The organism is Halomonas sp. BM-2019 (genome assembly GCF_017584085.1).
Map to the genome: position 1 here is coordinate 708,671 of NZ_CP071922.1, position 19,398 is coordinate 728,068.

At 64.2% G+C, this 19,398-nt stretch carries 17 protein-coding genes and 2 pseudogenes; 14 read left to right on the top strand and 5 right to left on the bottom strand.

Annotation, left to right across the window (positions count from 1 at the left end; translation table 11 throughout):
- Both J5F18_RS03640 and J5F18_RS03645 read left to right on the top strand, forming a co-directional pair.
- Positions 1-215 (top strand): annotated as a pseudogene (locus tag J5F18_RS03640) (hypothetical protein); the annotation flags it as partial.
- Positions 215-1,744, top strand: a complete 1,530-nt coding sequence (locus J5F18_RS03645; protein WP_346300975.1) for a conjugal transfer protein TraG N-terminal domain-containing protein — start codon at positions 215-217, stop codon at positions 1,742-1,744. The pseudogene J5F18_RS03640 and the gene J5F18_RS03645, both read left to right, overlap by 1 nt.
- Positions 1,745-1,753: 9 nt before the next feature.
- On the opposite strand, the gene J5F18_RS03650 is transcribed toward J5F18_RS03645, so the two are convergent.
- Both J5F18_RS03650 and J5F18_RS03655 read right to left on the bottom strand, forming a co-directional pair.
- The gene (locus tag J5F18_RS03650) at positions 1,754-2,146 is read right to left on the bottom strand and encodes a hypothetical protein (RefSeq protein ID WP_346300976.1); all 393 of its coding nucleotides are present in this window, start codon (positions 2,144-2,146) and stop codon (positions 1,754-1,756) included.
- 66 nt (positions 2,147-2,212) lie between these two features.
- The gene (locus J5F18_RS03655; protein WP_346300977.1) at positions 2,213-2,527 is read right to left on the bottom strand and encodes a transcriptional regulator; all 315 of its coding nucleotides are present in this window, start codon (positions 2,525-2,527) and stop codon (positions 2,213-2,215) included.
- A 416-nt stretch (positions 2,528-2,943) separates the two neighbouring features.
- Here J5F18_RS03655 and J5F18_RS03660 point away from each other — a divergent pair, with 416 nt between their 5' ends.
- The 9 genes from J5F18_RS03660 to J5F18_RS03700 all read left to right on the top strand — a co-directional run bounded on the left by J5F18_RS03660 (position 2,944) and on the right by J5F18_RS03700 (position 15,018).
- Entirely contained in the window at positions 2,944-4,173 is a 1,230-nt protein-coding gene (locus J5F18_RS03660) for a DUF4236 domain-containing protein (RefSeq protein ID WP_346300978.1), read from the top strand.
- 129 nt (positions 4,174-4,302) lie between these two features.
- Positions 4,303-5,010, top strand: a complete 708-nt coding sequence (locus J5F18_RS03665) for a restriction endonuclease subunit S (RefSeq protein ID WP_346300979.1) — start codon at positions 4,303-4,305, stop codon at positions 5,008-5,010.
- 15 nt (positions 5,011-5,025) lie between these two features.
- Entirely contained in the window at positions 5,026-6,558 is a 1,533-nt protein-coding gene (locus J5F18_RS03670) for a type I restriction-modification system subunit M (protein WP_346300980.1), read from the top strand.
- Positions 6,548-7,636, top strand: coding sequence for a PDDEXK nuclease domain-containing protein (locus tag J5F18_RS03675; protein ID WP_346300981.1), 1,089 nt, complete (start codon positions 6,548-6,550; stop codon positions 7,634-7,636). Before J5F18_RS03670 ends, J5F18_RS03675 begins: the two co-directional genes overlap by 11 nt.
- Positions 7,629-8,414 (top strand): Fic family protein, encoded by a 786-nt coding sequence (locus J5F18_RS03680; protein WP_346300982.1) that lies wholly within the window; start codon positions 7,629-7,631, stop codon positions 8,412-8,414. The genes J5F18_RS03675 and J5F18_RS03680 overlap by 8 nt, the downstream gene beginning before the upstream one ends.
- On the top strand, positions 8,404-9,666 hold the full coding sequence (locus J5F18_RS03685; protein ID WP_346300983.1) for a restriction endonuclease subunit S: 1,263 nt from the start codon (positions 8,404-8,406) through the stop codon (positions 9,664-9,666). The genes J5F18_RS03680 and J5F18_RS03685 overlap by 11 nt, the downstream gene beginning before the upstream one ends.
- Complete coding sequence (locus tag J5F18_RS03690; protein ID WP_346300984.1) at positions 9,660-10,940, top strand: AAA family ATPase; 1,281 nt, start codon at positions 9,660-9,662, stop codon at positions 10,938-10,940. The genes J5F18_RS03685 and J5F18_RS03690 overlap by 7 nt, the downstream gene beginning before the upstream one ends.
- An 11-nt stretch (positions 10,941-10,951) precedes the next feature.
- Positions 10,952-14,245 carry an HsdR family type I site-specific deoxyribonuclease gene (locus tag J5F18_RS03695; RefSeq protein WP_346300985.1) on the top strand — a complete coding sequence of 1,098 codons (3,294 nt, stop codon included), beginning with the start codon at positions 10,952-10,954 and terminating at the stop codon, positions 14,243-14,245.
- The gene (locus J5F18_RS03700; RefSeq protein WP_346300986.1) at positions 14,242-15,018 is read left to right on the top strand and encodes a SprT family zinc-dependent metalloprotease; all 777 of its coding nucleotides are present in this window, start codon (positions 14,242-14,244) and stop codon (positions 15,016-15,018) included. Before J5F18_RS03695 ends, J5F18_RS03700 begins: the two co-directional genes overlap by 4 nt.
- Before the next feature lie 72 nt (positions 15,019-15,090).
- On the opposite strand, the pseudogene tpiA reads toward J5F18_RS03700, so the two are convergent.
- The 3 genes and pseudogenes from tpiA to gpmI all read right to left on the bottom strand — a co-directional run bounded on the left by tpiA (position 15,091) and on the right by gpmI (position 17,665).
- A pseudogene (gene tpiA, locus J5F18_RS03705) lies at positions 15,091-15,839 on the bottom strand (triose-phosphate isomerase).
- Between the two features lie 84 nt (positions 15,840-15,923).
- Entirely contained in the window at positions 15,924-16,046 is a 123-nt protein-coding gene (locus J5F18_RS03710; RefSeq protein ID WP_346300987.1) for a hypothetical protein, read from the bottom strand.
- Between the two features lie 41 nt (positions 16,047-16,087).
- Entirely contained in the window at positions 16,088-17,665 is a 1,578-nt protein-coding gene (gene gpmI, locus J5F18_RS03715; protein WP_346300988.1) for a 2,3-bisphosphoglycerate-independent phosphoglycerate mutase, read from the bottom strand.
- Between the two features lie 272 nt (positions 17,666-17,937).
- On the opposite strand from gpmI, the gene J5F18_RS03720 reads away from it, so the two are divergent.
- The 3 genes from J5F18_RS03720 to J5F18_RS03730 all read left to right on the top strand — a co-directional run.
- On the top strand, positions 17,938-18,360 hold the full coding sequence (locus tag J5F18_RS03720) for a rhodanese-like domain-containing protein (RefSeq protein WP_346300989.1): 423 nt from the start codon (positions 17,938-17,940) through the stop codon (positions 18,358-18,360).
- A gap of 45 nt (positions 18,361-18,405) precedes the next feature.
- Positions 18,406-18,930: a protein-export chaperone SecB gene (gene secB / locus J5F18_RS03725; RefSeq protein ID WP_346300990.1), complete on the top strand. Its 525-nt coding sequence runs from the start codon at positions 18,406-18,408 to the stop codon at positions 18,928-18,930.
- 16 nt (positions 18,931-18,946) lie between these two features.
- A partial coding sequence (locus J5F18_RS03730; protein ID WP_346300991.1) for an RsmE family RNA methyltransferase occupies positions 18,947-19,398 on the top strand: 452 nt, incomplete at its 3' end.

Genomic DNA, 19,398 nt, shown 5'->3' on the forward strand with positions numbered 1-19,398 from the left:
GGCCGTGGCTGCTGGCCTGGCGACTGAGCCTCTACGCCGCGCTGGCCCTGGTCTGGTGGCGCAAGGTGCGCCCCCGGGCGGTGGCGCGACTGCGCCGAGACCGCGACGACGGGCGACAGGCGCTCGCCAAGCTCCGCCGGCTCGAGCTGATGGCCCTGGGCATCCTGGTCCTGCTGGAAGTCACCAACCTGATCAACCAGCTGGGAGGTGCCTGATGGGAGGCCTGCTGACCGCACCGCTGGTGGTGTTCGACTACTTCGCCAACGCCATGACGCTGCTGGGCTGGATCATCAACAACGCCATCTGGAACGTCATGGTCGGCACCGGCATCGCCGCGGTGCCGTTCATTACCCTGGTGCTCTCCGAGTGGTTCAAGGCCCGGCAGGAGGGCGATGAGGCGGGGACCAAGGGCATCCTCACGGTCAACCGCATCGAGACCCGGCTCTACGCCATGATCCTGGCCTACGCCTTCACCTGCCTGCCGCTGCTGCAGGTCCAGCTGGCCACCGCCGATATCGACGAGAGCCGCTCGCTGGAGTGCGGCACCCGCCAGTTCGCCTCCGGCGGCTGGTCCGAGGGGGCGTTCGGCGCAACCGAGAGCGCGATCGGTGGCCAGCAAGCCAGGATTCCGCTGTGGTGGGCGGGCGTGCATGCGGTGTCCCACGGGCTTACCGCCGCGGCGATCCACGCCATTCCCTGCTCGACGGACTTCGAGTCCATCCGCATGGAGTTGGACCTGCACAGCGTCGAAGATCCTGGCCTGCAACAGGAGGTAGGCGAGTTCCAGCGCCAGTGCTTCGGGCCGGCGCGCAACCGACTGCTGCAGGAGGGGGGGAGCATCGAGGCGACCCGCGCTATGGACGTGGACTGGATCGGCTCGAACTACTTCCAGACCACGCCCGGCTACTACGACAGTTTCTACGCCGGGCGGCCTATCGCCGGCTTCCCTTACGATGCCGACCGGGACGTTTCGCGGCCCAACACCGGCCCGGGGATGCCGGGCTACCCCTCCTGCCGGGAGTGGTGGTCCGCCGAGAGCGTTGGCCTGCGGGCCCGGCTGCACGAGGAGGTAAGCCCCGGGTTCTGGGACGACTTTCGCAGTGTCTTCACCAGCAGCGACGCCGAGGACTACGTGATCCGGCGCCTGGTCAGTCCCCGCTCGGGTGCGGCCAGCGGCAACCTGGATCAGGCGGTGGTGGGCTTTCGTGGCCTGGACGGCGGCGGCTTCTGGGATGCCACCGTGACGGCCGGCGCCATGGTGGGCGGCACCCTGTCGATCCTGCCCTTCCAGGCCGGCATGGACATGCTCAAGCAGGCGCTGCCGATGGTGCAGGGCATCCTGGTGATGGCCATCATCATCTGCCTGCCCTTCGTGATGGTCATCTCCAGCTACAGCTTCAAGGTCGCCGGCATGGCCACCTTCGGGCTCTTCGCCATGTGGTTCCTGACCTTCTGGTGGGAGCTCGCCCGCTGGATCAACGCCAACCTGGTGGATCTGCTCTACCGCAGCGACGCCGCCAAGCTGAGCTGGCTCTCCGCCGCCAACAACCTCTACGACCGCATGGTGCTGCAGTTTGTGGAGGGGATGATGTTTCTGGTGCTGCCGACCATCTGGATGGGAGTGCTGACTTGGGCAGGCTTGAAGGCTGGCGGTGCGATATCGAACAGCATTGGAGATGGCGGGGGCAAGAAAGCTCAAGGTGCAGGCGAAAAGGGCGGAGATAAGGCTCAGTCGGCACGATGAGGCCTATCCTCAATCCATTCTGTTACCGTCTTTGCCGTAGTAGCCGTAGCCGCTGCCAAAGTCCCCCCAGCCAAGATCCTGGTCCTGATTATTTTCCGCTGGCGGCTGGGAGGAGTGGTGGAGCATCCCCTGAGCCACACCGCCAGCCACCACCGCCGCTCCGCCAGCCACCTTGCCGGCTCCCCGGGCGATGCGCCGCCACCCCTCCTGGGTGGTGGCCGTTTGGGCGGTGGATTTGGCCACGCCAGCGGCCGAATCTCGCAGCATGCGCAGCGACTCTGTCGTGCTCGTCTGGGTATGCCAGCCATCGGACCAGCCGGCCTGCTGCCCACCGTCGAGAGCCTTCCGAGCTGCCTGTCGGCCAGCGCTAGCGGCTTGGTTGAGAAGTGATTTCAGCGTCATGGGCGTCCCTCCCTGGGTACATCAGCCTTTCAGCATAGACGTAGCGCGAGGGAAGCTCCAGTGGGCTTAGCCGAGGGATGCGAGGTGCTCGATGGTCTCGGGGTACTTCTGGACCAGCCGGATGAGGGTCTTGGCCTGGGCGTTGGGCTTGGCGCGGCCCTGTTCCCAGTTCTCCAGCGTCCTGGGGTTGGTGCGCAGGTACATGGCAAACACCGGGCGTGACATATTCAGCTTCTCGCGCAGAGCGATGAGCTCATCGGCAGTGACGTCAGGGACCTCATCCAGAGCGACAAGATGCGAGCGCAGCGTGCGCTTGCCTTGGCGCTCCTCCGCCAAAGCGTCGAAGCCCTCGACGAGCTCGTCAAAGATGTTGCGGTCCATGGTCATGTCCTCGTAACGACACCAAAAAGTATACGCAATTTGCGTATGTTTTTCGCTGCTGGTCAATGTAGCCTTCGCTCGCTGCCAAGAGCCTTTGCAGGGGCGGAGCGGCAAAGGCTGAAAGGCCAAAGGCTGGAAGGGAAGGGGGCTCAAGGGGAAGGGGCTTGCCCTGAAAGGCTGGATAGATCGTGAACGCCACAGGGAAAGGGCAAAGGGTTGCTGCCGGTGCTGGTCGTTTCTCAACCGGTCGCGGCGCCGCCTGCTTGAAGCGGCGCTGCAGAAAGAAACCGCAGCTTCTGCAGAAAGGCTCCCACCTAACTCGCTGATTCTGCTGTTTTTGCAGTATGTGCTTCCCACACGTCGGCACGTCTGTGCAGAATGAAACGCTGTCTGCATCTACCGACAAGGAGGTCGCCGTGGGATTTCGCTTCCAGCGCCGCATCAGCCTCGCACCGGGGATTCGCCTCAACCTTAGTAAGCGGGGCCTCGGGCTTTCGGTGGGCCCGCGGGGCACGAGCCTCAGCGTGGGGCCAAGGGGCGTGCACGGCCATGCGGGCATTCCCGGCACCGGGCTGGCCTATCGCCAGAAGCTCAACGCTCGGAGCCGTTCAGCTGGGCGTGGGAGCAGCGGCGCTGGCTGTTCCAGCCCCGCGGCAGGCCTGGAGGCGCTGCTGGCTCAGGGCGAGTCGCTGCCCATCCGGCTGGATATCGATGGTGATGGCGACATCCACTATGCCCACGGTGACGGCACGCACATGAGCGACGACGAGGCGCGCGTGCTGCGGCGGCATGCCGGGGAGTCTCTGCGCGAGCAGTTGGCACAGCACTGTGAGCGCCTCAATGCCGACCTGGACCGCCTGGGGCGGCTCCACGAGGAGACGCCCCACCCGGATAGCACCGGCTACGTCACCCGAGACTTCACCGAGGCGCCGCCAGCACCGCCGGCGCTGCGTCAGCTCGCCTGGTGGCACCGGCTGTGGCCGCCCGCCAGGCGGCGCGTCGAGGAGGAAAACCGGCGCCGGCAAGCTGCCTTTGATCAGGCCTATCGCGACTGGGAGCGGCGCAAGGCGAAGCACGACGAGGCCGAGTTCGCACGCCATCTTCGCGAGGGGGAAGGCGTGCTGCATGACCCGGAGGCCATGGAACAGACGCTGCGTGAACGCCTGGAGGAGATCGACTGGCCCCGTGAAACCACCATCGACTTCGACCTCGGCAGCGACGTCAGCACCATTGCCGTGGATATCGACTTCCCCTGTGAGGGCGAGATGCCAGATCGCTACTGGACCATGCCCGCCAAGCAGATCAGGCTCACGCCCCGGAGGCTCAGCGATACCCGGCAGCGTGAGCTCTATCGGGATCACGTCCACGGCATCGCCTTTCGCGTGCTGGGCGCGGTATTCGCCCGCCTGCCCGCCGTGCAGGAGGCGCGGGTCTCTGTCTATCGCCAGATCACCGACTCGGCCACCGGCGGCGAGCGCGACCAGTACCTGTTCAGCGTCAAGGTCACCCGCGAGCAGTGGGGCAGCATCCACTTCGACAGGCTGGACCAGGTGGACCCGGTGGCTGCCCTGGAGGCGTTCACCCTGCGCCGCGACATGACCAAGACCGGCATCTTCCGCGACATCGAGCCGTTCAAGTTGGTGTAGGTACCGCAACCAAGCGGGCACCTGCCTGGGAGCTGGTGAATAGCGAGCTATTATTATTTATGCATCTTCATAAATGATGCAAAAATCCCCTTGATACGTGCGCACCGGTCGCCTACGCTTGGTTGCATCATGAAGAATGACGCAACAAGGCGGAGCGCGATGACGACCGCAACACCCCATGAGGTGCCTCTGGAGGCCCTCGCCGAGATCAAGCCAGGCTACCCCTTTCGCGGGGCGCTCAAGCACGACCCCAAGGGCAGAGCGCGGGTGGTGCAGGTGCGCCACCTGGATCCGGAACACGGCTTTGGGTCCAGCTGCCGGGAGGATGCGTTTGACCGAGTCACCCTGGAGGGCAAGCGCAAGCCGGACTACCTGCAGCCTGGCGACCTGCTGTTTATCTCTCGCGGCTCACGTTTCTTCGCGGCCGTGGTGCCCGACGAGATTCCCGCCGAGACGGTCTGCACGCCACACTTCTTCCTGATTCGCCTGACGGAGGAAGCCAGGAACAAGCTCTCGCCCGAATTTCTGGCGTGGCAGATCAACCATCACGACGCCCAGGCCTACCTTTCCCGCTGGGGCCAGGGCTCGGCCCAGCACAGCGTTACCAAACAGCAGCTCAAGGCGCTGCCCGTGACCCTTCCCGATCTCGCACGGCAGGCACTGGTGGTGGCCTATCACCGTGCCGCCCGGGAAGAAGCGACGCAGCTTCAGGCGCTGATCGATAACCGGGCTCAACAGATGCAAGCCCTGGGCAGCGCCGTTCTTGCCCAGGCGCGGGCTCCACAGTCAGCTCCAATCACCATACCGCATGCCTCGGCCGCCGCAGGCCACCACTGATCAGGGAGGATAACCATGAGCACTGAACTCAACAGCACCGACGCCATCAAGCAGGACCGCATCAACAAGGCGGTCTGGAACGCCTGCGACACTTTCCGCGGCACCGTCGACCCGAGCATCTACAAGGACTACGTCCTGACCATGCTGTTCGTGAAGTACCTGTCGGACGTCTGGCAGGATCACTATGACCAGTACAAGGCCGAGCATGGTGACTTCCCGGCGCTGATCCATGAGCTGATGCAGAACGAGCGTTTCGTGCTGCCGCCGGACGCCAACTTCTACGCCCTGCACGAGGCGCGTCATGAACCCGGCAACGGTGAGCGCATCGACAAGGCTCTGCATGCCATCGAAGAAGCCAACACCGGCAAGCTGGCCGACGTGTTCCAGGACATCAGCTTCAACTCCACCAAGCTGGGTGACGAGAAGCAGAAGAACGAGATTCTGAAGTCGCTGCTGGAGGACTTTTCCAAGGACGACCTCAACCTGCGCCCGAGCCGGGTGGGCAAGCTCGACATCATCGGCAACGCCTACGAGTTCCTGATCAAGCAGTTTGCCGCCTCGTCCGGCAAGAAGGCCGGCGAGTTCTATACCCCGCCGGAGGTCTCCGAGCTGATCGCCGAGCTGGTAGCGCCCAGGGAGAACGACGAGATCTGCGACCCGGCCTGCGGCTCCGCCTCGCTGCTGCTGAAGTGTGCCAACCAGATCCGCAGCGCCTATGACGGCTCCAAGCGCTTTGCGCTGTATGGCCAGGAGGCCATCGGCAGTACCTGGGCGCTGGCCAAGATGAACATGTTTCTGCACGGCATCGACAACCACAAGATCGAATGGGGCGATACCCTGCGTAACCCCAAGCTGCTGGATGGTGAGGGCAAGCTGAAGCACTTCGATGTGGTGGTGGCCAATCCGCCGTTCTCGCTGGAGAAGTGGGGCCACGAGGGTGCCGGCAGCGACCCCTACGGACGCTTCCGCCGCGGCGTGCCGCCCAAGACCAAGGGCGACTACGCCTTCATCCTGCATATGATCGAGACGCTCAAGCCACGCACCGGACGCATGGGCGTGGTGGTTCCTCACGGCGTGCTGTTCCGTGGCTCCAGCGAAGGCAAGATCCGCAAGCAGCTGATTGATGAGGGCTTGCTCGATGCTGTGATCGGCCTGCCGGAGAAGCTCTTCTACGGCACCGGCATCCCGGCGGCCATCATGGTGTTTCGCAAGGACAGGACCGACGACAAGGTGCTGTTTATCGACGCCAGCCGCGAATTCGTCGCCGGCAAGAACCAGAACCAGCTCAGCGACGAGAACGTCGCCAAGATCGTGCGTACCTATCAGCAGCGCGAGGAGGTTGACAAGTACAGCCACCTGGCCTCGCTGGAGGAGATTCAGGAGAACGACTACAACCTCAACATTCCCCGCTACGTCGACACCTTCGAGGAAGAGGAGGAGATCGACCTGATGGCGGTACGCGCCGAGCGCCACAAGCTGCAGCAGCGGCTCGAGGAGCTGGACCGCGAGATGGAGGGGTATCTCAAGGAGCTGGGCTATGTCTCGTGAGCCCGAGCGGCGGCCTAAGCAGGGACCTCAGCGTTCAGATCTAAGCCCCCAGCTGGTGGAAGAGATCCGCCAGCTGGTTGGCGCCGCCCGGCGTGAGGTGGTGCAGGCCGTCAACAGCACCATGGTACAGACGTATTGGCACATCGGGCGCCTCATCGTCGAAGACGAGCAGCAGGGCGAGGTGCGGGCCGTCTACGGTAAGCAGCAGCTGCAGCGGCTCTCCGAGGAGCTGACACAGGAGTTTGGCAGGGGCTTTGATATCACCAACCTGCGTACCATGAGGCGCTTCTATCAGGCTTTTCCAATTCGAGACGCAGTGCGTCTCGAATTGAGCTGGACGCACTACCGCGTCCTGCTGCGGGTCGAGAGTGAGGCGGCCCGGCGGTGGTATCAGCAAGAGGCCATCGAGCAGGGATGGAGCGCGCGGGCGCTGGAGCGGCAAATCGGCAAGCTCTATTACGAGCGGTTGCTGAGCAGCCGTGACCGAGCCGCGGTGCAGGAAGAGGCGCAGGCGCTCACGCAACCGCTGGCGGAGCAGGATACTCGGCACTACCTGCGTGACCCTTATGTGCTCGACTTCCTGAACCTGCCCAGCGAGCGCTACCTGGAAGCCGACCTGGAGCGGGGGCTGATCGATAACCTCCAGGCGTTCCTTTTGGAACTGGGCAAGGGCTTTGCCTTCGTCGCCCGGCAGCAGCGCATCAGCACCGAGGATCAGGATTTCTATATTGACCTCGTCTTCTACAACTTCAAGCTCAAGTGCTTCCTGCTGGTAGACCTCAAGCTGGGCAAGCTCACCCACCAGGACGTGGGCCAGATGGACAGCTATATCCGCATCTATGATCAGCACCGTAAGGGAGATGACGACAATCCCACCGTCGGGCTGATCCTGTGCAGTCAGAAAAGCGAGGCGGTGGTGAAGTACTCGGTGCTCACCGACAGCGAGCAGATGTTCGCGGCCAAGTATCTGCCATATCTGCCCTCTGAAGAGGAGCTACGGCGTGAACTGAAGCGTGAGCGGGCGCTGGTGCAGCAGCAGATAGCGGCAGCCAGCCCCGGGGAGGGCGACCATGAGTGAGCGCTTCGCCCATCTGGACTGGCTGAAGGCGCAGCTGGACCAGCACCGGCCGCTGCCGCGCCAGGTGGTGGAGAATCTCCACGACTCCCTGGTGCTGCAGTGGACCTACCACAGCAACGCCATCGAGGGGAACACGCTGACCCTCAAGGAGACCAAGGTCGCCCTGGAAGGCATCACCGTGGGCGGCAAGACCCTGCGCGAGCACTTCGAGGTGATCAATCACCGGGAAGCGATCCTGATGGTGGAGGATCTGGTCAGCCAGAACGAGCCGCTTTCGGAATGGCTGATCAAGTCGCTGCACCAGCTGGTGTTGAAGAACATCGACGACGAGCATGCCGGGGTCTACCGACAGGTAAACGTGATGATCTCGGGGGCCGACCATCGGCCGCCGGAAGCCCATATCGTGCCCCAGGCCATGAGCGACTTTACCGCCTGGTACCGTGACGAGGCCGACCAGCTGCACCCGGTCGAGCGCGCCGCTCGCGTGCACGGCGAGTTCGTGAAGATCCACCCCTTCGTGGACGGCAACGGCCGCACCTCGCGGCTGCTGATGAATCTGGAGCTGATGAAGGCCGGCTTCCCGGCGGCGCTGATCCAGATCGAGCAGCGCCTGGCCTATTATGAAGCCCTGGATACCGCCCACTGCAGCGGCGAATACGGGCCTTTTATCGAGCTGCTAAGCGATAGCGTGGAGCGTAGCTTCCATCCCTACTGGTGGGCATTGGGTATCGAGAAAGAAATGGAGCAGCTTGCAAAGGAGAGGCGTCATGGCGCGTAAACTATCATCTGAGAACATCCCTGATGGTTGGAAGTATGATCTACTTGATAGGTTTGCGGAGCGTTGCAGCGGTCATACGCCTAGTAAGTCTTTTCCCGAATACTGGAATGGCGGAATAAAGTGGGTTTCCCTTTCAGACAGTCATAAGCTGGATCGGGGATATATTTTTGAGACCGAGAGTGAGATATCCGGAGAAGGTATAAAGAACAGCTCTGCAGAGCTGCACCCAGCAGAAACTGTCCTGATGACTAGGGATGCTGGGATTGGGAAAAGTGCTGTGCTTAAAACCCCTATGGCAGTAAGTCAGCACTTTATTGCATGGAGGTGTGATAACAAAAGTTGCCTGCATAGTTGGTTTTTATACAATTGGCTTCAGCTGCATAAGGCGGAGTTTGAGAGACAGGCTGTTGGGTCGACTATCAAAACCATAGGCCTCCCTTTCTTCAAGCGCTTGAAGATCCTTGTCCCTCCATTCGAGGAGCAGCAGAAAATCGTCGATATCCTCTTTGTTTGGGACAAAGCCATTACTGAAACTGAGCGCCTGATCGAAGTCAGTCAGCAGCAGAGGCATGCCCTAATGCAGCAGCTGCTTACCGGCAAGCGGCGGCTGCCAGGCTTTGTGGAAGAGTGGCGATTGGTGAGCATGGGAGATATTGCAAAGCGTATTTCAGAAAAGAATAACGGCCAAAGTGATAATGTGGTGACCATTTCCGGTAAGCGCGGGCTTATCAGGCAGACGGATTTTTTTAACAAGTCAGTTGCCTCTGAGACTTTAGATGGGTATACCATCCTGAGAAAGGGGCAGTTTGCTTATAATAAGAGTTATTCAGATGGCTATCCCATGGGGGCCATCAAGCGCCTCAATCTTTATGATGATGCCGTCGTGACCAGCCTGTATATCTGCTTTGAGGTGCAAGCTTCTGACGCTTGTGAAGAGTTTATGGAGCACTGTTTCGAGTCGGGGGTGCTGAACCGGAGGTTGAAAAAGGTGGCTGCTGAAGGCGGGCGTGCTCATGGTTTGCTGAATGTTAAGCCTTCTGACTTTTTCGATCTCAGGCTGTCGCTTCCTCCCAAAGAGGAACAAAAGGCCATCGCCAAAGTGCTCTCCCAAGCAGATGCAGAAATCGAAGCCCAGCAGCGCCGCCTCAACTGCCTGCGCCAGGAGAAAAAAGCCCTGATGCAGCAGTTGCTCACCGGCAAGCGGCGGGTCAAGGTTGAGGCAACCGCTCCCGCCGAGGAGGCCGCATGCTGACGCGCATCCTGATCGACCACTTCAAGAGCTACCGCCGACAGTCGCTGCCGCTGGCACCGCTGACGCTGCTGATCGGGGCCAACGCCTCGGGCAAGAGCAATGCCATCGAGGCGTTCCGCTTCCTCTGCTGGCTGGGGCAAGGCCAGAAACTTTCGGTGCTCAAGCATCGAGTGGACGACTCAGAGGAGGTCCTGCGCGGCCAGGTACGCGACCTGGGCTATCTCGGTGCCGATACCTTTCGGCTCGGCTGCCGCCGGGCTGAGAGCGACTGGAACCAGCTGGATATCGCGATCGCTCGGCGCGACGGCGAGCTGCATATCACCCAGGAAAGCATCAGCTCTCCCAGTGAGGCTTTTCCTCTCTACCAGGTGGAGCAGGTATCCCAGGGGCTCAGTACCGATATTCGCGTGGCCTACAACAACTTCGCTCGGGGCGGGCGCAAGCCACAGGTGACCTGCACCGACCAGATCGCTGTGATGTGCCAGCTAGCCAGTTCGGCGATGTTTCAGGAGGGGCATGACAAGGCGCGCCATGTGATCCCGGCCACTACCCAGGCGTTTCAGGACCAGCTGGTGGCCACGCTGTTTCTCGACCCGGTGCCCGCGCTGATGCGTGACGACAGCCACCCGGATCGCACGCTGCGCGGTGACGGTGCCAACCTTTCGGGTGTGCTCTATCAGCTCTGGCAGGCCGAGGAGAACCGGCCGCGGATTCTCGATTTCATCAAGAGCCTGCCCGAGCAGAACGTGACCGATGTGCGCTTCTTCGAAGACCGCAAGGGGCGCGTTGCGCTCTCCCTGGTCGAGAGCTTCGGCCATCAGGAGCGGGAGTGGTCGGTGGAGCTGCTCTCCGATGGCACCCTGCGGGTGCTGGCCATCGCCGCAGCGATGCTCTCCGCCCCGGAGGGGGCCGCCGTGGTCATCGAGGAGGTCGATAACGGCATCCACCCCTCGCGGGCCTTTCAGCTGATGGAGACCATGCGGCGGCTGGCGGAACAGCGCCACCTGCGCCTGCTGCTCTCCACCCACAACCCGGCGCTGATGGATGCACTGCCTGACGCCTCGCTGGGCGATGTGGTGTTTTGCTACCGCGACCCGGAAGAGGGTGACAGCCGCCTGGTGCGGCTGGCCGACCTGGACGACTACCCCGGCCTGGTGGCCCAAGGGCCGCTGGGTGAGCTCGTGACCCGCGGTGTGGTCGATCGCTTCGTGAAATCTCCGGTATCGCCCGAACAGAAGAAGGCCAAGGCGCTGGATTGGCTGGCTCGAACATAAGGATGTGAGTCGTGACACCTCAACACCTCCCCAACACCACCGAGCTATACGCTTCGCATATTCCCGCGCTGGCCACGCTGATCAACGCCGGTTGGAGCTATCTGCCGCCCGCTCAGGTTGGCGAGCTCCGGCGCTCCAATCGGGAAGTGGTGCTCAAGCCGCTGCTGGAAGCGTACCTTCGGCAACACCGCTTCGAGTACCGCGGCGAGCGCTATCCGCTCTCCGCGGATGGCATTCAGCAGGTGGTCAACGGGGTGCTGTCACTGGGTCTGGGCGAGGGGCTGATGGTGGCCAACCAGCGCCTGCACGAGCGCCTGACCCTGGGGGTGACCATCACCGAGTTCATGCCCAACGGCCAGAAGCATGCGGTCACGGTGCCGCTGGTGAACTGGCAGGACGTCGAGGCCAATGACTTCCAGATCACCGAGGAGTTCGAGGTGCTCTCGGTCCACGGCACCCATACGCGGCGCCCCGACCTGATGGGCTTTCTCAACGGCATTCCGGTGGTGGTGATTGAGGCCAAGCAGGCGGCCTCCGGCAATCCCAACAAGTCGATGATCGACGAGGGGGTGAGCCAGACCCTGCGCAACCAGAAGGTCGACGAAATTCCCCTGCTGTTTGCCTACAGCCAGCTGGTGATGGCGATCAGCCTGACCGACGGGCGCTACGCCACCACTGGCACCCCGGCCAAGTTCTGGATGCGCTGGGTAGAGGAGCAGATCCCGGAGGTGACGTTCGAACGCCTCAAGAATCAGCCGCTACCGGAAACCACCCGCCAGGCGCTGTTCGCCGACAAGCCCCCCGGCGTGCGTGCGCACTTCGAGGCGCTATGGAGCAAGCCGGTGCTCCCCACCGAGCAGGACCGAATGCTACTCAGCCTGCTGCGCCCCGACAGGCTGCTGAAGGTCATTCGCTTCTACCTGCTGTTCAGCAAGGGCAAGAAGATCGTCGCTCGCTACCCGCAGTTCTTCGCCATCGAGGCGCTGATCGAGCAGATCACCCAGTTCTCGCCGGACGGCAGCCGCCAGGGCGGGGTGGTGTGGCACACCACCGGCTCGGGGAAGTCGTTCACCATGGTGTTCCTCAGCCAGGCGCTGATCCTGCATCAGGCGCTCAAGGCGTGCCGAGTGCTGGTGGTCACCGACCGGGTCGACCTGGAGAAGCAGCTCTCCAATACCTTCGCCGAGGGCGGCGCCCTGGGCCTGCAGAGCGTGGGGGGCGGGCAGGTCGCCAACCGGGCGCGGGCCAGCAGCGGGCGCGAGCTGGCCCGGGAGATCGGCCAGGGCAACCAGCGCGTGCTGTTCACCCTGATCGACAAGTTCCGCTCGGCGGTGAAGCATCCGGAGTGCTACAACCCCAGCGAGAATTTCCTGGTGCTGGTAGACGAAGGGCACCGCAGCCACGGCGGCGAGAACCATGTGCGCATGCGCAACGCCCTGCCGCGGGCCTCGTTCATCGCCTTCACCGGCACGCCGCTGATCAAGCGCGACAAGACCACCACGGCGGAGCGCTTCGGCCCCATCGTGCACGCCTACACCATGCGCAAGGCGGTGGATGACGGCACCGTCACGCCGCTGCTCTACGAGGAGCGCCGCCCCGAACTGGATATCAACGAGGCCTCTATCGATGCCTGGTTCGACAAGATCACCCTGGGGCTCTCCGACGAGCAGAAGGCGGACCTCAAGAAGAAGTACGCCAAGCGTGGCGCCATCTACGGCGCGAAGCGGCGTATCCAGCTGATCGCCTGGGACATCTCGCTGCACTTCGAGCGGCATATCAAGCAGTACCGCAATGGCCTCAAGGCCCAGCTGGCCTGCGACAGCAAGCTCTCGGCGATTCGCTACAAGCAGGAACTGGACGAGATCGGCAAGGTGACCTCCCGGGTCGTGATCTCCTCGCCGGATACCCGCGAGGGGCACGAGAGTATCGATGAGGCCACGCTGCCCGAGGTGCAGCAGTGGTGGAAGGCTAACGTACCTGGCGATGCCGAGTCCTATGAGCGCAAGGCCATCGAGGAGTTCGGCGCCGATGGCGAGCCCGACCTGCTGATCGTGGTCGACAAGCTGCTGACCGGCTTCGACGAGCCCCGTAATGCGGTGCTCTATATCGACAAGCCGCTCAAGGGGCACAACCTGATCCAGGCCATCGCCCGGGTGAACCGGCTGCATGAGGAGAAGCCCTTCGGGCTGCTGGTTGACTATCGGGGCATCCTCAAGGAGCTGGATACCGCCATTCAGGACTATCAGGACCTGGAAGAGCAGACCCAGGGCGGCTACGACATCGAGGATATCGATGGCCTCTACCACAACGTCGACACCGAATATAAACGCTTGCCCGGCCTGCACGAGCGGCTGTGGCGCTTTTTCGCCGAGGTCGAGAACACCGCCGACCAGGAGGCGTTCCGGCGCGTGCTGATGCCCCACTACGAGCAGGACGATGACGGGCATGACGTCGACGTGCGCCAGGCGTTACGCGAGGACTTTTACGCGGCGCTGACCGAGTTTGGCATGTGCCTCAAGCTTGCCCTGTCGTCGCAGAGCTTCTTCCAGGACAAATCGTTTTCCGAGGCGACCGTCAGCGCCTACAAGCGCGACCTGCGCTGGTTCGTCAAGCTGCGCCAGATCGCTCGCCAGGATGCCCAGGAGACGGTCGACTACTCCACCTACGAGAAGCAGATCCGCAAGCTGGTGGACAGCGACGTGACCGGCCTTGAGGTGCGCAGCGGCCCCGGCCTCTATGCCGTCGAGCAGCTGGGCCAGCAGCCGGAGGAGGAGTGGAGCGACGAGAAGGCCCGCAACGAGGCCGATCGGATCCGCACCCGCACCAAGAAGACCATCGAGCAGGAGCTGGGGGATGACCCCTACGCCCAGAAGGTATTCTCCGAGCTGCTGCGCCAGGCCATCCAGGAGGCCGATGCGCTCTTCGATTTCCCGGGCAAGCAGTATGCCCTGCTCAAGGAGGTCGAGGAGCAGGTGCGCGAGCGCAATCTGCCGAGCATTCCCGCCGCTCTCAAGGACAACGCCCATGCGCGGGCCTACTACGGCGTGTTCCGACTGCAGCTGGGCGATACCGCTTTCGAGACCATGCCGGAGGAGGAGCATCAGGCGCTGGTAGACGAAGCGCTGGCTATCGATGCCCTGGTTGACCAGCAGGTGGCAGAAAACACCTTGAACCCCCAGGGCATCGAGGCCGGCATTCGCAAGTCCTTGCTGCCGACCCTGTTCAAGCGCTTCGGCCTGGAGCAGGCCAAGGCAATCATCGATGACGTGATCCATATCGTGCGGGTAGGGCGGCAGCGAGGATGAGCGAGATCCACCATGCAAACGGTCATGAGCAGGCGCCGGCGCGGCACGCCGTGCGCTATGGGGCGCGGTCTCTGCCCTTTTACTGGACCCAGCTGGAAGCCCCTGCAAAGCCTTCGCCCCGCAAGGCAGTAATTCATGTGCACCCCAACGGCGAGGTCGAGGTGCAGACGCCCAGCGGCACTTCGCTGGCTGAGGCCAAAAGGGCCCTGCTCAAGCGTGCCCGCTGGGTGGTAGAGCACCTGGATGCCATTCATGAGCGTCAGCGTCACGTGCTGCCGCGTGACTATGTCAGCGGCGAGACGCTCTTCTACCTGGGCCGTCGCTATGTACTCAAGTGCGTGCCCAGCGATGAGGAGCGCCACGTCAAGCTGCTACGCGGGCAGATCCGCGTGACGGGCGCTGACCTGGCCCGGGAGAGGGTCAGGAGCGAACTGCGCGCCTGGTTCCGGCAGCGTGCCAATGACGTCTTCCAGCGGCGCCTGAATCACGTAGCTGACCGGCTGCGCTGGCTGCAGGAGCGCCCCGAGTGGCGGCTGCTGGAGATGAAGACCCAGTGGGGCAGCTGCTCCCCCGGGGGCAGCATCCTGCTCAACCCGCACCTGGTGAAGGCACCCACTGAGTGCATCGACTACGTCATCCTCCACGAGCTCTGCCACCTGGAAGAGCACAACCACAGCCAGCGCTTCTACGACCTGCTCGGCTATGCCATGCCGCGCTGGGAAGCCGTTAAGCACCGGCTGGATGGGATGTCGGAACTGCTGTTGAATGAGTGAGGGACTGCCCCTTGCCGCCCCCTTAACCCAGACGAGGCCACGTGAAACATGAGAGCGGCAGCTTGAACGGCATCAACCCGCTGACTGGCAAATGGCTAGAAAATCGTCGACCTTGAGCGAGGCACCGCCCACTAGGCCACCATCGATATCGGGTTGGGCGAGCAGCTCGGCGGCGTTGCCGGCATTCATGCTCCCCCCGTAGAGTAGCCGCAGCTCGGCTGCCAGCTGCGGGTCATACTCCGCCTGGTACTCGCGGATGGCGGCCATCACCTCCTGGGCCTGCTCCGGCGTGGCGGTGCGCCCGGTGCCGATGGCCCACACCGGCTCGTAGGCTATCACGATGAGCCGGCGCTGTTCGGGCTCCAGGCGGGACATCACGAAGCCCACTTGGCGCAGCACCACTTCCATGGTGCGGCCTGCGTCGCGCTCCTCGAGGGTCTCGCCCACGCAGAGCACCGGCGTCAGGCCGACGCCGAGGGCGGCCTGCAGCCGGTCGAAGACCTGCTCGTCCCCCTCGCGGTAGAGCTGGCGACGCTCAGAGTGCCCCACCAGGGCATAGCGCACCCCGAATTCGCGGAGCATCCGCCCGCTCACCTCGCCGGTATGGGCACCGGAATGGAGCGGATTGAGGGTCTGGGCACCGAGGCGAAGCGGCGTATCGTCAAAGACTCGCCGCGCCGAATCGAGGTAGGGGAAGGGCGGAAAGATCGCTACCTCGAGTCCCTCCGGCAGTTTCGCCTCGGCAAAGGCATTACGAATGCATCGACTAGATCGGCCGAGCCGTTCATCTTCCAGTTGCCTGCAAGCATTGGGGTGCGCATAGCGTGTCCTCTTCAAAAAGCGGTTAAATGGTATGGGGAGGCTCTGTAAGATAATTGCGGGAGGTTCCGCCATCTCGGCGGGACTCAGCCCAGGTACTTGATCATCACCCCCGCGGCCACCGCCGAGCCGATCACCCCGGCCACGTTGGGGCCCATGCCGAGGGTCATGAGAGCCAGGCCCTCTTCCAGAAGCGACATGTTTTGCATACAGGAATCTTCCTGTTGTGGGCCTCTTACCCGGGCTCTGTTCAGGCAAAATCGATCAGCACCCGGCCGGTCATCTCCTCTGGCACTGGCTGGTCCATCATGGCCAGCAAGGTGGGAGCGATGTCGCACAGGCTGCCGTCGGCCTTCAGCCGCGCCGGGCGCGGTCCCACGTAGACCAGCGGCACCTCGAAGGTGGTGTGGGCGGTCTGGGGATTGCCCGTCTCGGGGTTGACCATCTGCTCGGCGTTGCCGTGGTCGGCGGTCACCAGGCAGGCACCGCCGACCTTCTCGATCGCCTCCACCACCCGGCCCACGCAGGTGTCGACGGCCTCGATGGCCTTGACCGCGGCGTCGAAGTCGCCGGTGTGGCCGACCATGTCGCCGTTGGCGTAGTTGCAGACGATCAGGTCGTAGTCGCCGGACTCGATGGCCGCCACCAGCTTGTCGGTGACCTCGACGGCGCTCATCTCCGGCTTCTCGTCGTAGGTCCTGACCTCCTGGGGCGAGGGCACCAGGATCCGGGTCTCGCCCTGGTACTCGGCCTCGCGGCCGCCGGAGAAGAAGAAGGTGACGTGGGCGTACTTCTCGGTCTCGGCGATGCGTAGCTGGGTCAGTCCGCGGGCCTCCACCACCTCGCCCAGGGTGTTGGTGAGCTCGGTGGGTGGGAAAGCGGCCGGGGCCGGGATGTCGGCGGCGTACTGGGTCAGCGTCACCAGGCCGTCGGCGGCGAGCCGCGGACGCACGCGGCGCGGGAAGCCGTCGAAGGCCTCCTCGACGAAGGCGCGGGTCAGCTCCCGGGCGCGGTCGGCGCGGAAGTTCATGAAGATGGCGGCGTCGCCCTCTTCCAGCACCACCGGGGCGCCGGCGGGACGCACGCTGGTGGCGGCGACGAACTCGTCGGTCTCGCCGCGCTCGTAGGCGGCGCGCAGGCCCTCCTCGGCGCTCATCGCCTCGAACTCGCCGACGCCCTCGGTGAGCAGGCGGTAGGCCTTCTCGACGCGATCCCAGCGGTTGTCGCGGTCCATGGCGTAGTAGCGGCCGATGAGGGAGGCGACGAAGCCGTTGTCGGCGCCGACCAGCTCGGCGAGGCGCTCGTTGGCGCGCTCGATGGAGGCCTGAGCGCTCTTGGGCGGCATGTCGCGGCCGTCGAGGAAGCCGTGGACGTAGAGGCGCCGGGCGCCGCGGCGGGCGGCCAGCTCGGCCATGGCGAGGAAGTGCTCCTCGTGGCTGTGCACGCCGCCCGGGGAGAGCAGTCCCAGCAGGTGCACCGCGCGGCCCGCCGCTACGGCGGCATCGATGGGCGCGGTCAGGGCGGCGATGCTCTCCAGCTCGCCTTCCGCGATCGCCTTGGTGATGCGGGTGAAGTCCTGATACACCACGCGGCCGGCGCCGAGGTTCATGTGGCCCACCTCGGAGTTGCCCATCTGGCCCTCCGGCAGCCCCACGTGCCGGCCATCGGTATGGATCAGGGTCGCCGGATGCGCCTGCTGCAGGCGGTCCATCACCGGGGTTCTGGCGGCCAGCACGGCGTTATGGGCGGCATCGGGATTGTGGCCGTAGCCGTCCAGGATGATCAGGGCGACGGGGCGGGGCGTGCGCTGGCTGGCGGGGTTCGTCATGGGGTTGTCCTCGAAGTATTGTTGGTGACACAGGGGGTGGCCGGGGCCGCGGTACCGGCGCGTCATGCCCGGCGCTGCCCGGGTAGGCAGGCAAGGGGCGGGCGGGGTCGCGGCTGATGGCGGATTGCGGCATCATATCGCATGGCGGCACCGGCGTCATGGCCGGCCGCAGCCGCCGGGACGTCGTGTATACTAGGCACCGTTTCGTCGCCAGGCCCGCGTGGCCCCGGCCTCCCCCCCTTCGTGCATCGAGACAAGAGTTACCCGGACCCATGATCGATCAGCTGTTTGAATTCGTGCAGAACCACCCGCTGCTGGTGGGCGCCTTCCTGTTGGTGCTGACCGCCTGGATCCTCTACGAGGTCCGCAACGCCAGCGCCAACGGCGTGACCGCCAGCGAGGCCACCCAGCTGATCAACCGCGAGGACGCGGTGGTGGTAGATACCCGCGAAGCCGGTGACTTCAAGGCTGGCCATATCGCCGGGGCTCGCAACATCCCCCAGAGCCGCATCGAAGAGCGCATGAGCGAGCTCCAGAAGGTCAAGGAGAAGCCGATCATCGTGGTCTGCAAGACCGGCCAGACGTCGGGAATGACCGTGGCCAAGCTGGCCAAGGCCGGCTATTCCCGGGTGGTCAAGCTCAAGGGCGGCATGATGCAGTGGCAGGCCGACGGCCTGCCGGTCGTCAGGAAATAGCCTCACCCAGCGAATCCCGTTCACCGAATCAAAGGACCTTTCCCCATGGCGGAAGAGAACACCCCGAGCGCCGCGGCCGGCAAACCGGCCGCCGGCCAGCAGGACAAGCCCCAGCTGCAGTTCTCCGTGCAGCGCATCTACGTCAAGGACATCTCCTTCGAGGCGCCCAATTCGCCGGCGGTCTTCCAGCAGCCCTTCAAGCCCAAGGTCGGCCTGGATCTCAACACCTCCAGCCGACAGGTGGGCGAAGGGCTCTTTGAAGTGGTGATCAAGGTCACCGCCCAGGTGACCCACAGCGAGGAGGGCACCACCTCCTTCCTGGCCGAGATCGAGCAGGCCGGCCTGTTCCGCATCGCCGGCATCGAGGGGGCCCAGCTGGAGCACACTCTGGGCGCCTTCTGCCCCAACGTGCTCTTCCCCTATGCCCGGGAGTGCGTCGACAATCTGGTCAACCGCGGTGGCTTCCCGCCCCTGATGCTGGCGCCGGTCAACTTCGAGGCGATCTACGCCCAGAAGAAGAAGCGCGAGGCCGAGCAGGCCCAGCAGTCGGGCAGCCAGGCCACCCAGTAAGGGGTCGCCGCTGCCCGTGGTGACGATCAGGAAGGCGCCGCGTATCCACGTCGCCGCCGACTTCCGCGTCGGCGGCGACGTCGTTCTGCCCGAGGGACCGGCCCGCCACGTGGCGCGGGTGCTGCGCCTGGGCGAAGGGGCGGCGCTGCGTCTCTTCGACGGCGCCGGCCGGGAGGCTCGCGCCGTGCTGGTGGAGGCCTCCCGCAAGCGGGTGGTGGCGCGCGTCGACTCCGTCGAGGCCGGCGGCGGCGAGTCGCCCCTGGCGGTGCACCTGGGCCAGGCGATCTCCAAGGGGGATCGCATGGACTACGCCATCCAGAAGGCCGTGGAGCTCGGGGTGGCGGCGATCACGCCGCTCTACACCGAGCATGGCGACGTGCGCCTCAGGGGCGAGCGCGAGGCGAAGAAGCTCGCCCACTGGCAGGCGGTGGTGACCAGCGCCTGCGAGCAGTGCGGCCGCGCCCTGGT

Excerpts from the sequence above, each read along its gene's own strand:
- J5F18_RS03645 (WP_346300975.1), top strand. The coding sequence starts at position 215 with ATGGGAGGCCTGCTGACCGCACCGCTGGTGGTGTTCGACTACTTCGCC.
- J5F18_RS03650 (WP_346300976.1), bottom strand. The coding sequence starts at position 2,146 with ATGACGCTGAAATCACTTCTCAACCAAGCCGCTAGCGCTGGCCGACAG.
- J5F18_RS03655 (WP_346300977.1), bottom strand. The coding sequence starts at position 2,527 with ATGGACCGCAACATCTTTGACGAGCTCGTCGAGGGCTTCGACGCTTTG.
- J5F18_RS03665 (WP_346300979.1), top strand. The coding sequence starts at position 4,303 with ATGAAGAATGACGCAACAAGGCGGAGCGCGATGACGACCGCAACACCC.
- J5F18_RS03670 (WP_346300980.1), top strand. The coding sequence starts at position 5,026 with ATGAGCACTGAACTCAACAGCACCGACGCCATCAAGCAGGACCGCATC.
- J5F18_RS03675 (WP_346300981.1), top strand. The coding sequence starts at position 6,548 with ATGTCTCGTGAGCCCGAGCGGCGGCCTAAGCAGGGACCTCAGCGTTCA.
- J5F18_RS03680 (WP_346300982.1), top strand. The coding sequence starts at position 7,629 with ATGAGTGAGCGCTTCGCCCATCTGGACTGGCTGAAGGCGCAGCTGGAC.
- J5F18_RS03685 (WP_346300983.1), top strand. The coding sequence starts at position 8,404 with ATGGCGCGTAAACTATCATCTGAGAACATCCCTGATGGTTGGAAGTAT.
- J5F18_RS03690 (WP_346300984.1), top strand. The coding sequence starts at position 9,660 with ATGCTGACGCGCATCCTGATCGACCACTTCAAGAGCTACCGCCGACAG.
- J5F18_RS03700 (WP_346300986.1), top strand. The coding sequence starts at position 14,242 with ATGAGCGAGATCCACCATGCAAACGGTCATGAGCAGGCGCCGGCGCGG.
- J5F18_RS03710 (WP_346300987.1), bottom strand. The coding sequence starts at position 16,046 with ATGCAAAACATGTCGCTTCTGGAAGAGGGCCTGGCTCTCATGACCCTC.
- gpmI (WP_346300988.1), bottom strand. The coding sequence starts at position 17,665 with ATGACGAACCCCGCCAGCCAGCGCACGCCCCGCCCCGTCGCCCTGATC.
- J5F18_RS03720 (WP_346300989.1), top strand. The coding sequence starts at position 17,938 with ATGATCGATCAGCTGTTTGAATTCGTGCAGAACCACCCGCTGCTGGTG.
- secB (WP_346300990.1), top strand. The coding sequence starts at position 18,406 with ATGGCGGAAGAGAACACCCCGAGCGCCGCGGCCGGCAAACCGGCCGCC.